Here is a 16,185-nt window from a genome sequence, read left to right as displayed (position 1 = left end):
GGACTTCTATATCCATTATTCCCAACCTAAAAACCTCGATTATGCATAGCAATTTTAATACCATTATCAACAGTGAAAAACCTGTTCTTATTGACTTTTTTGCCACTTGGTGCGGCCCTTGTAAAACACTAAGCCCAATACTAAAAGAAGTGAAAGACAGTTTAGGAGACCAAATCTCTATAATCAAAATTGACATTGACAAGAACCCTTCCATCGCAGGAAAATATCAAGTTCGAAGCGTACCTACCTTACTTTTATTTCAAAATGGAGAACCCTTATGGAAACAATCAGGAGTATTAGACAAAAATGAAATTATCAATACTATTGTACATAAGGCTAAAATATAATTAATTGGCACACCATTTACTTAGTACTTGTTCTAAATCAGAAAAAATGATAGGTTTTGACAAATAATCATTCATACCAAATTCAAAACACTTTTCTTTTTCACCCACCAAAATTCCTGCTGTCAAAGCAATAATGGGGACGTTTGAAAAATTTTCATCTTTTCTAATTTCGTATGAAGCTTCATACCCATTTTTAACAGGCATTTGGATATCCATAAAAATGACATCAATTTTCTCTCTTTTGCATACCTCAATGGCCTGTAAACCATTGTAGGCTTCATGTATAATACAATTGGGCATTATTTTCTTAATCAAAGTTTTGGCCAACACCATATTGATTTTATTGTCTTCAACTAATAAAATGGTTTTTGAACTCACTATTTTTAATACCGACGGAAAAACGTTAATGGTATCCTCTTTTGCAGTGCTCTTTTTATCCAAAACTTTTTCAAATTCAACTGTAAAATAAAAAGTACTCCCCACGCCCAATTTTGATTTCAAATGCAATTTACTACTCATCAAGTGTAATAATTGATTCGAAATGGACAAGCCCAAACCAGTCCCTCCAAATCTCCTACTTGTAGAAGTATCTTCTTGAATAAATGAATTAAAAATCTTTTTATTATTGGATGACTTAATACCAATTCCAGTATCCTTAACAGAAAAGTAAATTCTTGCCTTAGAGTCAGCATCTTTTTCTAAAGAAACGGCCAATCTAACTTCACCAATTTCAGTAAATTTCAATGCATTCCCTACCAAATTCACTAATATTTGCTTTAATCGAACAGCGTCAGCTAAAATAATTTCGGGTATGTTTTTATCGAAATCCAATACCAAATCAATCGCTTTTTGGCTGGCTTGATGTTTAAATAAAGAAATGGTTTGATTGCATAGTTGCCCCAAATTAACCTCCTCTAACTCTAATTCAAGATTACCCGATTCAATTTTAGAAAAATCTAGTACATCATTGACAATTTGCATTAATGTCGTCGCCGATTCATTAATAGTTCTTAAGTAATCCCGCTGGTTTTCGATTGAATTGGATTCAGATAACAAATGGGAAAAACCAATAATCCCATTCAAAGGAGTCCTGATTTCATGGCTCATATTAGCCAAAAAGTCCGTTTTTGCTTTATTAGCCGCTTCGGCTTGTTCTTTAGCTTTTTTAATTTCATATTCCATCACTTTTTGTTCCGTAATATCAATGAAACTAATAACAATTTCGTCTATTTCACCCTTTTCATTCCATAACGGAAATCCATTTACCAAAACCCAAACAACTTTTTTAATAGTAGGATTTTTAATAGCAATAGTGACATTTTTTATGGATTTATTGGTTCGTATGATTCTATTTAATGGATAATTAGCAAAAGATAATTCATTTTGTTTTTCGTCTAGAAAAATTAATTGCTCAAAAAGTTCCTTTAAGGCTACTTTATTCTCTAAATTAATACTGAATAACTCTGCCGCTTTATTGTTACTCATGAGAATGGATGTATCTGGTGCAAATACAATAATAGCAGCATCTAAATTCCCTAATAAGCCTCTGTACCTTCTTTTACTTTTTACTAAAGAGTCTTCTATTTTTTTTGTTGAAGTTATATTACGAGAAAGAATTATAAAAAGGGAGTCCGTATCCCCTTTACTTTCTAATTTAGACACCGACAATTCAAACCAATGTTTTCCTATAGGCAAATCCAACCAATAACGTTTTCCTGTTGAATATCCTTTATCATCGGCTTCCTTTAAGGCAATTCCACATATTTTAGCCGCTTCTGGCGGCAAAATTTCATTGTATTTTCTACCCAAAAACTGTTCTGCTGGCATTGTCAAAAGTTCATCACGATGCGAATGATAATTTTTGATTGTTCCATTTCCCGCAACTTCAAATAACATATCGGGTAGTGCATCAAAAACGCCTTCTAACCTGCGATAGAGCACTCTAAGTTCTTCCTCTGCTTTTTTTATTTCAGAGACATCCATCATGGAGCCTATTAATTTTTCAACCCTTCCCTTTTCGTCTCTAATGATAATTATACGCTCATAAAAAGTCCCGTATTGCCCATCTTTCTTTAAAAACCTAAACTCTGATGACCAAGTTGTAGCATCACTTTCATAGGTTTCTTTAAGCGAAGTCAATACACGCTCTTTATCCTCTGGATGCAATCGTGTTCTCCACAATTCTCGATTTTCTTCCGTTGACAATCTTTCATCAAATGAATCCAATATTTCATCATGAATTTTATTATGCCAGCTTTTATTATTCTTAAAATCCAATTCAAAAATAACATCATTAGAAGCCGAAGAAATCATTTCGAAACGTTCGTTGGCCTTGCTTATTTCTTCTTCAGCTATTTTTTGACTGGTAATATCAGTCAACGTACCTATAAAACCAACTGTACGATTTGAAGCATCTTTTTGAGGGATGGCATTACCCAACAACCAGATAAGAGTACCATCTGGTCGAACAAAACGAAATTCAGCTGATTTTTCTTCTTTTTCACGTATTAATTGCACCCATAAATCAGCAATATTTTCTCTATCTTCCCTATGAATAGCTTTTATCCAATCACATTCTTCATAATCTTCAAAGGTGAGCCCTGACATCAATTGCATATTTGAACTCACATACGAAATCATACCGTCCAAATCTGTTCTAAAAATACCTACCGGAGAAACCTCGGTCAAGGTATGGTATCGTTTTTCACTTTCGATAAGTTCTTTTTCGGCTTTTTTACGCAAGGCTTCTTTGTCAAATAACTCTAAAGCAAATGAAACATCTCCTGTAGCCTCTTCTAATAAACCTTCTTCTTCTTTATCAAAAAAATCAACCTCATCCGCACAAAAGACAAATACTCCTTCTACTTTTCCAAACTTTTTTATTGGCAAAGCCATCATGGATTTTACACCACTTTCCGCTAGTGTTGCTAACCCAGTTTCTTTCTCTAAATCATTATAAACAATGCTTTTCCCATTTGACAAGATAACTGCCGCAAGTTGTCGGTTTAACGAATTCTGCTCCCAAATACGCTTTATATCAAAGTCACTATCTAATTTTGCTATTTCTACAGGGACAAAAATTTGGCTTGGTTTATCCAACATGCCAATACATGCCATTTTAAACTTCCCAAAATCCACTGCTATTTGACAAGCTTTGTTAAATAAAACTTCTTGCTTAGTCGTTTGGACAATCATTTGATTAATCTGACTGATAAACAAATAAAGCCGATTGGATTTGAGTAATTTTTGCTCTCCATAAACCCTTTCGGTAATGTCTGTAATGATGCCATGACACACCACTGCACCATCGGGTTCCACTACTGGCAAAGAGTTCACTTCATGCCATAACCATCCTTTTGTAGGATGAAGATATCGGTACTCACAATGCAATGGAACCAAGTCGTTTTTCGTTTTCTTTATTTTTTTTAAAACCTCATTTACATCATCCGGATGAATATTTTCAAAAATGGTTTCGGGATGCTGAACGATTTGGTCATGATTCAAGCCAAATATAGAACCGAGCGCTTCACTAGTATAAGGAAAACTAATAGCTCCGTCAGTATCTTGTTTCATAGAATAGATTAACCCGGGTGAAGTAGCAGCAATCTTTAAAAACTTATCCCTCTCCTCTGTTAAAGAATGAGTTATATTGATTTTTTCAGTAACATCACGGATATTAAAAATAATACCTTTTACAGCTGCATCTTCTAACTTATTATTTAGCGTACCTTCTAACCAAAGATAATGTCCCTTTTTATGTTTTACTTGTAACAATATAGGTACCAAAACATCTGGTTGCTCAATGGACTCTTGAATTTTAATTTTTAAATAATCCAAATAATCAGGATGAATAAACTCTGTTACTGCTAAATTGCCTCGCTCTTGGGTAGTCCAACCTGTAATTTTTTCAATTGATTTACTGCGATAAACAGGTTGCATGTTTTGGTCTATAACCGAGATGATCTCTTCATTATGTTCGACTAATGCACGAAACCTTTTCTCACTTAATTCTAATAAATCAATATTTTTTCGCTTTAAGGTAATATCCTTAAAAAATACAGAAATACCATCGGGTGAAGGATAAATGTGATTCTCAAACCATAAATCATAAGAAGGATAATAGGCTTCGATATAAGTGTACGATTGTGTTGCATACGCTGCATGATACGCCTCGTAAAAAGGAAGTTCTTTGGCTTTAGGGAAAACCTCCCATATACATTTGCCTATCATATCATTTGGATTGCGATCCAAATATTCTCCCGCTTTTTGGTTCATATAAGTATAACACCAATTAGCATCTAATGCGATAAAAGCATCTGTTATTCTTTCGAAAAATGAGATGTGTTTCCTTTGCTCAGCAACTTCTCTATTTTGAGTAATTGCGGTATTAGAATCCAACTTACTGCCTTCTTCGTTTTTTAATTTTTCAATAACCAATTCCAAATTAGCTATCTTAAATTCTAATTCTTCAATAGTAGGTTTATTTTGTTTCATACGCTCCAACTTACCTGTAGTCCATACCCTATGTTCGTAACCCCTAAATTTAGTACTTTTTTTTAACACTTTGTAATTATTTAGTATTAAAAAACTGTATATAAAGCTTCTAACCGTATTTTATCAAAATAAAATGTTAAAACAACAAAAACTTGTATATACAAATAAAATAAATACTATATTTGTACCTACAAATAAACAACTACATTATGAGAATTGAAGAAATAACCAAAACAACGGGCACATTAAATGATGCGACCAAAGTTATTTTGAATATAATGTACACTGAAAAAATGATTTCAGAACAGTTCAGCGAAATATTAAAACCTTATGACCTTTCAAGTGAACAATATAATGTGCTTCGTATTTTAAGAGGTCAAAAAGGAAATCCTGCCAACATGTGCTTGATTCAAGAACGAATGATTGCTAAAACAAGTAATACCACTCGTTTAGTGGACAAACTATTATTAAAAGAACTCGTAACACGAAAAGTATGTCCCGATAACCGAAGAAAAATTGAAGTTTTAATTACCCAAAAAGGGTTAGATACCTTAGCCGAATTAGAACCGAAAGTAAAAGATCACGAAAATTACTTTTCAAAGAAACTCACTCCTGTTGAACTGCAACAACTGAACGAATTATTAGAAAAATACCGAAACAATTAAGATAAAATCCTTATGAACACATTTATAGAAAAACAAAATTGGAGATATGCTACCAAAAAATTTGATGCTAGTAAAAAAATCACAACTGAAGATTTGAATTTCCTAAAAGAAGCCATCCGATTAAGTTCCTCTTCTTATGGTTTACAACCCTATCAAGTTATCATCATTGAAAACCCTGAATTAAGAGCAAAAATTCAACCCGTGGCTTGGGGACAATCACAAATAGTAGATGCCTCACACCTTATTGTTTTTGCTAATTTCACTGATATCAACGAAACGACCATTGATGCGTATTTCGACAATATTAGTAAAACGCGTAATTTGCCTTTGGAAGCGCTACAGGGGTATGCTGATTTCATGAAATCCAAAATTTTAACATTAAGTTCAGAAGAAAAAAATATTTGGACTTCTAAACAAACGTATCTTGCCATGGGCAATTTATTAAACGCCGCTGCCGAAAAACAGATAGACGTTACCCCAATGGAAGGTTTTGACCCAAAAGCAGTGAATGAAATTTTAGGACTGAATGCTTTAGGATTAAATGCTTCTTTAATAGCAACTATTGGATACCGTCATACAGAAGATGATACCCAACATTATAAAAAAGTTAGAAAATCACAAGAAGAACTGTTTATCACACTTTAATTAAATAATCAATTTTACACTTAAAAACAATGAAAAATCTAAAAACACTTGCTTTAGCATTCGTAATCGCTTTTACCGCATCAGTAAATGCACAAACCAAAAAAATCGATGTTTCAAAAAGTACCATCAACTGGGTTGGTAAAAAAGTAACTGGAAAACACAATGGTACAGTTGACTTCAAAGAAGGTCAATTATTTTTTAAGAATGAAAAATTAGTAGGCGGAAATTTTACCGTAGATATGCCTACCATGACGGCAACTGACTTATCCGGTGAACACCAACAAAAATTAGATGGCCACTTGAAATCAGATGATTTCTTTGGTACGGATAAATACCCAACATCTACATTGGTATTTAAAAAAATTGCTACAAAAGCCAAAGATGTGTATATCGTTACTGGTGATTTAACAATCAAAGGAAAAACAAATCCAATCACGTTCACCTTAACCGTTAAAGGAAATACTGCTTCTACAACTTTTAATGTAAATAGAACAAAATACGATATTAAATATGGTTCTGGTAGCTTTTTTGACAACTTAGGAAACAAAGCTATTTCGGATGAATTTGAACTGACAGTAGATTTAAAATTCTAAATCACATAAAATTATTACAAAACACCTCTATTATTTCAAATGTAGAGGTGTTTTTAGTTTTATAAAAGAGCAACAAAAAGAATACGACCTGTTGATTTACATTTGTTTACTGTTTTTTAATCTTAATTTGTGAATTTATTGTAACTTTGAGTAAGAACACCAGTATTATGCAATAATTAAACGCACAAGTCATTATTTATTAACCAAAACCGTCTTACAATGAAAAATCTAAAACCCCTACTCCTCGCATTCTTTGTTCTTTTCAGTTTTTCAAGCACAAAAGCACAAATCAAAAAAATAGATGTCTCAAAAAGCCTAATTACTTGGACTGGTAAAAAAATAACAGGACAACATGAAGGAACCATTAAATTCAAAGAAGGCCGACTCGAGTTTAAAAACAATAAAGTCATAGGAGGTAATTTTGTTGCCGATATGACTACACTCAACAATACTGATCAAACTGGAAGCTCTAAAGCCAAACTGGAAGGACACTTGAAATCGGATGATTTTTTTGGAATCTATAACTTTGATACTTCATTATTGACCTTTAAAACCATTACGGACAAAGGAAATAATGTTTATACAATAATTGCTTCGTTAACGATTAAAGGAAAATCAAATCCAATTATTTTTGATTTAATTGTCAAAGGAAACACAGCTACAGCAAACCTAAGTGTGGATCGTACAAAATACGACATCAAATATGGCTCAGGCAGCTTTTTTGATGATTTAGGAGACAAAACGATTTACGATCAATTTGACCTAAAAGTAAATCTAGTCTTTTAAACACTGGAACCACGATGCTTTTTTTAACACCAAATGGGGTTATCTAAAATAAATTCAAACTAATTTGCAATTTAATATTTGAATAATCAAATTTCATTTATATATTTGCGTTATGAAATTTACAAATAAAAATACTTGGTGGTGGAACAATTTACGTCAATAGTCGTGAACTAAGCTCCTATGGTATTATTTCTATAAAAATATATAAAAAGGCTTGTCATCACGACAAGCCTTTTTTCAATTAAAAAAATCTGAGTCAACTAATTTTAAAATCAAAAGAAATTGAAACCCTTTATACTCAAAACCCATTATAAACAAATATTGGCTGATACCATTACTCCTGTAAGCGTGTATCTGAAAATAAGAGATAAATTCCCGAATAGTTTATTACTGGAAAGTAGCGACTATCACGGTAGCGACAACAGTTTCTCTTATATTTGTTGCAACCCAATTGCTTCGTTCAAAATTGAAAACGAAACGATTTATAAAAATTTCCCTGATGGAACTTCAGAGACTATCGCAATTGATTCTTCTACTGATATCCCACAAATCATACAAGAATTTTCAGGTCAATTTCAATCAGAGAAAAACGATTTTAAGTTCATCAACAATGGGTTGTTTGGTTACATTTCGTATGATGCAGTTCGGTATTTCGAAAAAGTAACAATTGCCAAGAAAGAGAATAGCAATACCATTCCCGATGTTTATTATGCCATCTATCAAAACATCATTGCTATTAATCACTTTAAAAATCAAGCCTATATTTTCTGTCATAGCTTAGACGGTCAAAACAACATAGCTGAATTAGAGCAGTTATTACAATCACGAAATTTGGCGACCTACAGTTTCACCAAAGTAGGAGATGGATTTTCTAATCTAACCGATGAAGAATTCAAACAAAATGTAGCCTTGGCTAAAAAACACTGTTACCGTGGTGATGTTTTCCAACTAGTACTATCCAGACGTTTTACTCAAGGCTTCAAAGGAGATGAATTCAATGTTTATAGAGCATTACGTAGTATCAACCCATCGCCATATCTTTTCTTTTTTGACTATGGTGACTTCAAGATCTTTGGTTCTTCCCCAGAAGCCCAAATCATCGTAAAAAACAGAAAAGCCGAAATCCATCCAATTGCAGGAACTTTTAAACGTACTGGAGATGATGAAAAGGATGCCATTCTAGCCAAACAACTATCAGAAGATAAAAAAGAAAACAGCGAACATGTGATGCTGGTCGATTTGGCTCGAAACGATTTGAGTCGTCACGGACACCATGTGAATGTAGAGCGCTATAGAGAAGTACAATTCTTTTCGCATGTAATCCATTTGGTTTCCAAGGTAACAGGTCACCTTCATCAAGATGCTACCACTTTACAAGTTGTTGCCGACACTTTCCCTGCAGGCACCCTAAGTGGCGCTCCTAAACACCGAGCCATGCAATTGATTGAAGATTACGAAAAAACCAATCGTAATTTTTATGGTGGCGCAATAGGATTCATGGATTTTGAAGGTAATTTTAACCATGCCATCATGATTAGGACTTTCTTAAGCAAAAACCACCAATTGCATTCACAAGCGGGTGCCGGAATCGTTGCAAGTTCTGACGAAGAGAGCGAAATGCAAGAAGTATATAATAAATTGAGAGCTTTAAACACCGCATTGGATTTAGCCGAAACTATTTAGAAAAAAGTTAAGAGTGAGAAAGTAAGCAACAAAAATGCATACCTCTTTTCTCTTATAAAACAACTTTAAAAAAATGAAAAAAATATTAGTTATTGACAACTACGACAGTTTCACCTACAATTTGGTCCATTATTTAGAAGACTTAAATTGTGAAGTGACTGTCTATCGAAATGACGAATTTGATTTAGATGAAATTGGACATTTTGATAAAATCCTCCTTTCACCAGGCCCTGGAATTCCTGATGAAGCGGGACTTTTAAAACCAGTGATTGCAAAATATGGCGCTACCAAAAGTATTTTTGGTGTTTGCTTAGGACAACAAGCTATTGGCGAGGTATATGGCGGTACGCTTTCAAATTTAGATAATGTTTATCATGGAGTGGCTACAAATGTAAAAACCGTTGTTGATGATGAAATTTTATTTAAAGGTTTAGCCCGTGAATTTGAAGTTGGACGTTACCATTCATGGGTAGTTGACGCTACTTTACCAGAAGTATTAGAAGCTACTTCAGTTGATGAAAATGGTCAAATCATGTCTCTACGCCACAAAACTTATGATGTACGAGGCGTACAATTTCATCCTGAAAGCGTTTTAACTCCAAATGGAAAGAAAATGCTAGAAAATTGGGTAAACAGCTAGTAAGCAATATTCAGTCTATAGTATTCAGTTAATAAAAACTTAGAACCTTAGCTACATAGATTCTTAGTAACTATTTTAAAAAAATGAAAAACATATTAAACAGATTAATCAATAACGAACTGCTATCTAAAAAAGAGGCCAAAGAAGTCTTGGTTAACATTTCTAACGGAAGTTACAACCCTAGCCAAATTGCTTCCTTCTTAACCGTGTACATGATGCGAAGCATTAGCATTGATGAATTGTCCGGATTTAGAGAGGCGCTTCAAGAATTGTGTGTGCGTATTGATTTATCTGATTACAATACCATTGATTTAGTAGGAACAGGAGGAGATGGCAAAGACACTTTTAACATCTCTACATTGGCCTCATTCGTAACAGCTGGTGCTGGTATAAAAGTGACCAAACACGGAAATTACGGCGTTTCATCCATAACAGGTTCGAGTAACGTAATGGAAAGTTTGGGGGTTAAATTCAGTAATGACCAAGATTTTTTAAAAAAATGTGTTGATCAAGCGGGAATTTGCATTCTTCACGCTCCCCTTTTTCATCCTGCCATGAAAAACGTAGGACCTATCCGAAAAGAATTAGGAGTGCGAACCATTTTCAATATTTTAGGCCCTATGATTAACCCATCGTTCCCTAAAAACCAATTATTAGGGGTTTTCAATCTAGAACTAGCCAGAATGTATGGGTATTTATACCAAAATACAGACAGTAATTTTACTATTGTTCATGCACTAGACGGGTATGATGAAATATCCCTAACAGGACCTACAAAAATCATTACAAATACCAAAGAAGGAATGCTCAACCCTGAAGATTTTGGTGTTCAAATGATACAACAAAAGGATATTGAAGGAGGCACTACGGTCGAAGAATCGGCTCAAATGTTCTTAAATATTATTTCCGGAAAAGGTACTGAAGCGCAAAACAATGTGGTTTGTGCAAATGCAGGTATAGCCATTGCTACAGTAACAGGCTGTATACCATTAGAAGGTTTTGCACAAGCTAAGGAGAGTCTTTTATCTGGTAAAGGATTAACCGCTTTGAAAAAGCTTCAAGATTTAAGTAAGTAAATAGTTTAAAAGTTTAGCGCTTGAGGTTCAAAAAACAGTAAGCCGATGGTACGTTAACGTAAACTTTAAACAATTTAATCTTTAAATAAAAAATGTATAATGAACATACTAGATAGAATCATCGTTGACAAAAAGAGAGAAGTCATTCTTAAGAAATCAATCATTCCGGTTTCCCAATTGGAAGCTTCGGTTTTCTTTGAAAAAAAAACAATTTCGTTAAGTAATGCATTACGAAATAGCAATTCAGGTATTATTGCTGAACACAAACGTCGTTCGCCTTCTAAAGCCGTTATCAATCATGGTTTTTCTGTTGAAGAAGTAGTGAAAGGTTATGAAGAGGCGGGAGCTTGTGGAATATCTGTTTTGACCGATGGAAAATATTTTGGAGGTTCTTTAGACGATTTACTATTGGCTAGAGCCTCTGTAAATATTTCGCTTTTACGGAAAGAATTTATCGTTGACGAATACCAAATCCTTGAAGCGAAAGCCCATGGAGCCGATTTGATTCTGCTAATTGCAGCCGTTTTAACACGTGACGAAATCAAATCCTTATCCGAGTTTGCTAAAAATTTAGGTTTAGAAGTTTTACTGGAGGTCCACAACCAAGAAGAATTAGAAAAATCAATCATGCCTAGTTTAGACATGATTGGAGTAAACAACCGAAATTTAAAAACATTCGAAGTCAGTTTGGATTTCAGCAAACAGTTAGCCGACATGATTCCGAATGACTTTGTCAAAGTTTCCGAAAGTGGGATTTCATCAGTTGAAGCCATTACCGAACTAAAACCTTATGGTTACAAAGGATTTTTAATTGGTGAAAACTTCATGAAAACAGATAATGCGGGTATAGCGGCAAAGGATTTTATTAGTCAGTTGTAGTTTTTATTACTTAGTGATTATGCACTAATAATTAACAAAAAGATATAAGTTAAAAAAATTGCGCCTTAGCGCCTTAGCGGTAAAAGAAATGAAACTGAAAATCTGCGGAATGAAATATCCTGACAATATAATCGAAGTAGGCGCTGTCCTTCCCGATTATATGGGATTTATATTTTGGGAAAAATCGGCTCGTTTTTTTGACGGTGTTATTCCACCAATACCTGAATCAATAAAAAAAACAGGTGTTTTTGTCGATGAAACTATCGATACTATTGTAGCCAAAGTTCAAAAGCACAAGCTGCAAGCAGTACAATTACACGGTAAAGAAACAGTCGCTTTTTGTACTGAATTAAAAAGCAAATTACAAAACAGGATAGAACTAATTAAAGTTTTTTCTATCTTAGACGACTTTAATTTTGATGTACTAAAACCCTATGAATCAGTGTGTGATTATTTCCTTTTTGACACCAAAGGGAAACTACCTGGCGGTAATGGAACCACATTTGATTGGAAAGTACTCCAAAATTACCCCTCTAGCAAACCATTTTTCCTAAGTGGAGGCATTGGTTTAAATGAAATGGAGGCTGTAAACGAAATTATAAAAACGAATTTACCCATTTATGCCATAGACGTAAATAGTAAATTTGAAATAGAACCAGGATTAAAAAATAGCAACGATTTAAGGAGAATTCGCGAATTGTCCCTTCAATAATTAAAACATAAAAAATGACTTCATATAACGTAGACGAAAATGGGTATTATGGTGAATTTGGAGGTGCATACATTCCTGAAATGCTTTACCCCAATGTTGAAGAATTACGTCAAAACTACCTAAAAATTACGGCTGAACCAGATTTTAAAGCTGAGTTTGACCAATTATTAAGAGATTATGTAGGACGTCCTAGTCCGTTGTATTTTGCCAAGCGGTTATCTGAAAAATACAACACTAAAATCTATCTCAAAAGAGAAGACCTTAACCATACCGGAGCTCATAAAATCAACAACACAATTGGTCAGATTTTAGTTGCAAAAAAATTAGGAAAAAACCGCATTATTGCAGAAACTGGAGCAGGACAGCATGGAGTAGCTACAGCAACAGTGTGTGCACTTATGGGACTGCAATGCATTGTCTATATGGGCGAAATCGACATTCAACGTCAAGCTCCAAATGTGGCTCGAATGAAAATGTTAGGCGCCGAAGTACGTCCTGCAAAATCAGGAAGCCGTACACTCAAAGACGCAACAAACGAAGCTATTAGAGATTGGATTAACAATCCCGTTGACACGCATTACATCATTGGATCAGCCATTGGACCACATCCTTACCCAGATATGGTAACGCGTTTTCAAAGCATCGTTTCAGAAGAAATAAAATGGCAATTAAAAGAAAAAGAAGGCCGAGAAAACCCTGATTATGTTGTAGCTTGTATCGGAGGAGGTAGTAATGCCGCAGGTACTTTTTATCATTTTTTACACGAACCTCAAGTAGGCATTGTAGCCGTAGAAGCAGCAGGTAAAGGGGTAAACAGTGGGCATAGTGCCGCCACTAGTAAATTAGGAAAAGTAGGAATCATTCATGGTTGCAAAACCTTATTGATGCAAACTCCTGACGGCCAAATCACTGAACCATATTCTATTTCTGCTGGATTAGATTATCCTGGTGTAGGGCCTATGCATGCTCATTTAGCGACTTCAGGTCGTGGCGAATTTTATTCTATGACAGATGATGATGCCATGCAAGCAGGTTTTGAATTATCACAACTTGAGGGCATCATTCCTGCAATTGAATCATCACACGCTTTGGCGGTATTAAAAGAAAAAAAATTCAAACCTGAAGACATCGTTGTAATTTGTCTTTCTGGTCGTGGGGACAAAGACTTACAAACCTATATTGATTATTTCAAATTATAACTATTATACTAAAAAACAACCATTTACTACAGAAGTAGAAATAAAAAATTAGGTCACACATTAAAAAAATAAAAATGGCAAAATTATTCGCATACGGAACATTAAAAGACACTGAAATTCAACAAAATATATTCGGTCGCATTTTAAAAGGCTCTCCTGATTCATTAATTGGCTATTCTCTAACCCATATCCAAATTGAAGAAGAATTTGGAATGGCAACTTATCCTATTATTGTCGAAACAGGAAATCCTGATGACATTATCAATGGTTTGCTTTATGAAATCACAGACGAGGACGTTCAACTTGCTGATACGTATGAAGGGTTACATTACAAACGTATTGAAGTAAATTTAGAATCAAAACAAACAGCTTGGGCATATATTGTAACCAACTAAATAAGCCTTTACATTAAAAGTAGAATTCTTTCTGCCCAAAACTTAGCGATTACAATGAATAGAATCGAACAAAAATTACAAGAAGACAAAAAAATAGCATCCATCTATTTCTCTGCTGGATATCCAAACCTTACTGATACGGTCAAAATCATTCAAGATTTAGAAAATAATGGTGTTGATTTAATCGAAATTGGCTTGCCTTTTAGCGACCCTTTGGCCGATGGACCTACCATTCAAGAAAGCTCTACCAAGGCATTGCACAATGGTATGACGACTGAAATTTTATTCAATCAATTAAAAGACATTCGTAAAACAGTATCCATCCCTTTGATTATCATGGGATACTTTAATCCTATGATGCAATATGGTGTAGAAGCTTTTTGTGCCAAATGCGCTGAAATAGGAATCGATGGATTGATTATCCCGGATTTACCTGTTGCTGTTTATGCCCATGAATACCAAGCTATCTTTGAAAAATTTGGCTTAATCAACATATTCTTAATAACACCTCAAACTTCCGAAGAACGCATTCGTTACATCGACAGCGTTTCTAAAGGATTTATTTACATGGTAAGTTCTGCTAGTGTTACGGGTTCACAAACAGGTTTTGGCAGTATTCAAGAAGATTACTTTAAGCGCATTGCAAACATGAATCTAAAAAACCCTCAAATTGTAGGTTTTGGAATCAACAATTCCGAAACCTTCAACCAAGCTACACAGTATGCCAAAGGTGCCATTATTGGTAGCGCCTTTATCAAACATTTAACCGAAGAAGGAACTGGTAAAATAGCCGAATTCATAAAAACAATCCGATAAGGAGTATGACTAATAAGCCTAAAGCGTTTATTCTTTTAACCAAAAAGAGTAAACGCTTTTTTTGTATTCCAAATTTTAAAAACCTGATAACTACATCACTAAAAAAACACTACAATTCATTTTAGATAACATCTCAGGTTAAAGCCTCTTCTGCCTGAAAAAAAAGTATAAAAAACCATTTAGTTTTTAGGTTAATTCTATTCTTTCTATTGGATTTTTCCTTAAAAAAAGTTATATTCGTTAACATACACCATAGCAATAAATACAATACTTAGCATCCTAAAACAAACCAACAAAAACACTTTTGATAGGACAAATTACAAACGGAATATTCTCTAAAAAAATGTTTGTTTTATTCCAAGAAAAAACTAGTACTAAACCAATTAATTTATTATTTATGAGACTCGAAGATTTTGATAATGATGAAGAAAAAGTAATCCAAGATAGTTTAAAACAAAAAACTTGGAACGAAATACGAACCAATGACAGTTGGGCAATTTTCAAAATTATGTCTGAATTTGTCAATGGTTATGAAACCATGGGACGAATTGGACCTTGTGTGACCATATTTGGATCAGCAAGAACTTTACCCCAAGACCCGTATTACCAACTCGCCGAAAACATTGCTTTCAAAATTGGAAAAGCAGGTTATGGTGTTATCACCGGAGGTGGGCCCGGTATTATGGAAGCGGGTAACAAAGGAGCACATTTAGGGGGCGGTCCATCGGTGGGACTCAATATTGTTTTGCCATTCGAGCAACATTTCAATCCCTATATCGATTCTGATAAAAACTTAAATTTTGATTACTTTTTTGTACGCAAAGTAATGTTTGTAAAATATTCGCAAGGCTTTGTAGTCATGCCTGGTGGCTTTGGAACTATGGATGAACTCTTTGAAGCCCTTACCTTAATTCAAACAAAAAAAATCGCCAAATTCCCCATTATTCTAGTAGGCTCTTCCTTTTGGTCAGGATTAGTCGATTGGATAAAAACGGTACTCATCGAAGGGGAAAAAACAGTAAGCCCCGAAGATTTAAATTTAATTAAAATCGTGGATTCAGCAGATGAAGTGGTTCATGTATTGGATTCATTCTACAAAAAATACAATTTGAAACCCAACTTTTAAATCTAAAGCTACTCTCAGAGTAGCTTTAGTAAGTTTAAAACTAAAAATCCCATTTATTATTGGCTTTCAAAAAACCATAACCATTCATTAATACGTATCTTTTTATAGCACTGTTATTTAATGTAATTT

15 protein-coding genes are annotated in these 16,185 nt (G+C 34.1%); 14 read left to right on the top strand and 1 reads right to left on the bottom strand.

Features of this window, described 5'->3' with window-relative positions; genetic code table 11:
* Positions 1 to 41 precede the first annotated feature (41 nt).
* Positions 42 to 347: a thioredoxin gene (gene trxA, locus K5R64_RS06785; RefSeq protein ID WP_220762099.1), complete on the top strand. Its 306-nt coding sequence runs from the start codon at positions 42 to 44 to the stop codon at positions 345 to 347.
* Here trxA and K5R64_RS06780 read toward each other — a convergent pair whose 3' ends face one another.
* On the bottom strand, positions 348 to 4,841 hold the full coding sequence (locus tag K5R64_RS06780) for a PAS domain S-box protein (protein ID WP_220762098.1): 4,494 nt from the start codon (positions 4,839 to 4,841) through the stop codon (positions 348 to 350).
* Between the two features lie 209 nt (positions 4,842 to 5,050).
* Here K5R64_RS06780 and K5R64_RS06775 point away from each other — a divergent pair, with 209 nt between their 5' ends.
* The 13 genes from K5R64_RS06775 (at position 5,051) to K5R64_RS06715 (ending at position 16,056) form a co-directional block, all read left to right on the top strand.
* Positions 5,051 to 5,506: a MarR family winged helix-turn-helix transcriptional regulator gene (locus K5R64_RS06775; RefSeq protein WP_220762097.1), complete on the top strand. Its 456-nt coding sequence runs from the start codon at positions 5,051 to 5,053 to the stop codon at positions 5,504 to 5,506.
* Positions 5,507 to 5,518: 12 nt separating this feature from the next.
* Entirely contained in the window at positions 5,519 to 6,151 is a 633-nt protein-coding gene (locus K5R64_RS06770) for an NAD(P)H-dependent oxidoreductase (protein ID WP_220762095.1), read from the top strand.
* 29 nt (positions 6,152 to 6,180) lie between these two features.
* Positions 6,181 to 6,744, top strand: coding sequence for a YceI family protein (locus tag K5R64_RS06765; protein WP_220762093.1), 564 nt, complete (start codon positions 6,181 to 6,183; stop codon positions 6,742 to 6,744).
* A gap of 219 nt (positions 6,745 to 6,963) precedes the next feature.
* Positions 6,964 to 7,530: a YceI family protein gene (locus K5R64_RS06760; protein WP_220762092.1), complete on the top strand. Its 567-nt coding sequence runs from the start codon at positions 6,964 to 6,966 to the stop codon at positions 7,528 to 7,530.
* Positions 7,531 to 7,812: 282 nt separating this feature from the next.
* Complete coding sequence (locus K5R64_RS06755) at positions 7,813 to 9,213, top strand: anthranilate synthase component I family protein (protein ID WP_220762091.1); 1,401 nt, start codon at positions 7,813 to 7,815, stop codon at positions 9,211 to 9,213.
* A 73-nt stretch (positions 9,214 to 9,286) separates the two neighbouring features.
* Entirely contained in the window at positions 9,287 to 9,853 is a 567-nt protein-coding gene (locus K5R64_RS06750) for an aminodeoxychorismate/anthranilate synthase component II (protein WP_220762090.1), read from the top strand.
* 83 nt (positions 9,854 to 9,936) lie between these two features.
* Positions 9,937 to 10,929 (top strand): anthranilate phosphoribosyltransferase, encoded by a 993-nt coding sequence (gene trpD / locus K5R64_RS06745; protein WP_220762089.1) that lies wholly within the window; start codon positions 9,937 to 9,939, stop codon positions 10,927 to 10,929.
* 99 nt (positions 10,930 to 11,028) lie between these two features.
* On the top strand, positions 11,029 to 11,808 hold the full coding sequence (gene trpC / locus K5R64_RS06740; RefSeq protein WP_220762088.1) for an indole-3-glycerol phosphate synthase TrpC: 780 nt from the start codon (positions 11,029 to 11,031) through the stop codon (positions 11,806 to 11,808).
* Between the two features lie 88 nt (positions 11,809 to 11,896).
* Positions 11,897 to 12,520 (top strand): phosphoribosylanthranilate isomerase, encoded by a 624-nt coding sequence (locus K5R64_RS06735; protein ID WP_220762087.1) that lies wholly within the window; start codon positions 11,897 to 11,899, stop codon positions 12,518 to 12,520.
* Between the two features lie 14 nt (positions 12,521 to 12,534).
* Entirely contained in the window at positions 12,535 to 13,719 is a 1,185-nt protein-coding gene (trpB, locus tag K5R64_RS06730; protein WP_220762086.1) for a tryptophan synthase subunit beta, read from the top strand.
* 74 nt (positions 13,720 to 13,793) lie between these two features.
* A complete protein-coding gene (locus K5R64_RS06725) occupies positions 13,794 to 14,114 on the top strand; it encodes a gamma-glutamylcyclotransferase family protein (protein WP_220762085.1) in 321 nt (106 codons plus the stop codon).
* A gap of 54 nt (positions 14,115 to 14,168) precedes the next feature.
* On the top strand, positions 14,169 to 14,930 hold the full coding sequence (gene trpA / locus K5R64_RS06720; RefSeq protein WP_220762084.1) for a tryptophan synthase subunit alpha: 762 nt from the start codon (positions 14,169 to 14,171) through the stop codon (positions 14,928 to 14,930).
* Between the two features lie 397 nt (positions 14,931 to 15,327).
* On the top strand, positions 15,328 to 16,056 hold the full coding sequence (locus K5R64_RS06715; RefSeq protein WP_220762082.1) for a TIGR00730 family Rossman fold protein: 729 nt from the start codon (positions 15,328 to 15,330) through the stop codon (positions 16,054 to 16,056).
* Positions 16,057 to 16,185 lie beyond the last annotated feature (129 nt).

Origin of the sequence: Flavobacterium sp. UMI-01 (genome assembly GCF_019656315.1) — a bacterium.
Lineage (GTDB): Bacteria > Bacteroidota > Bacteroidia > Flavobacteriales > Flavobacteriaceae > Flavobacterium.
Note: the sequence above shows the minus strand (reverse complement) of the source record. Positions and strands in the feature narration are given on the sequence as shown.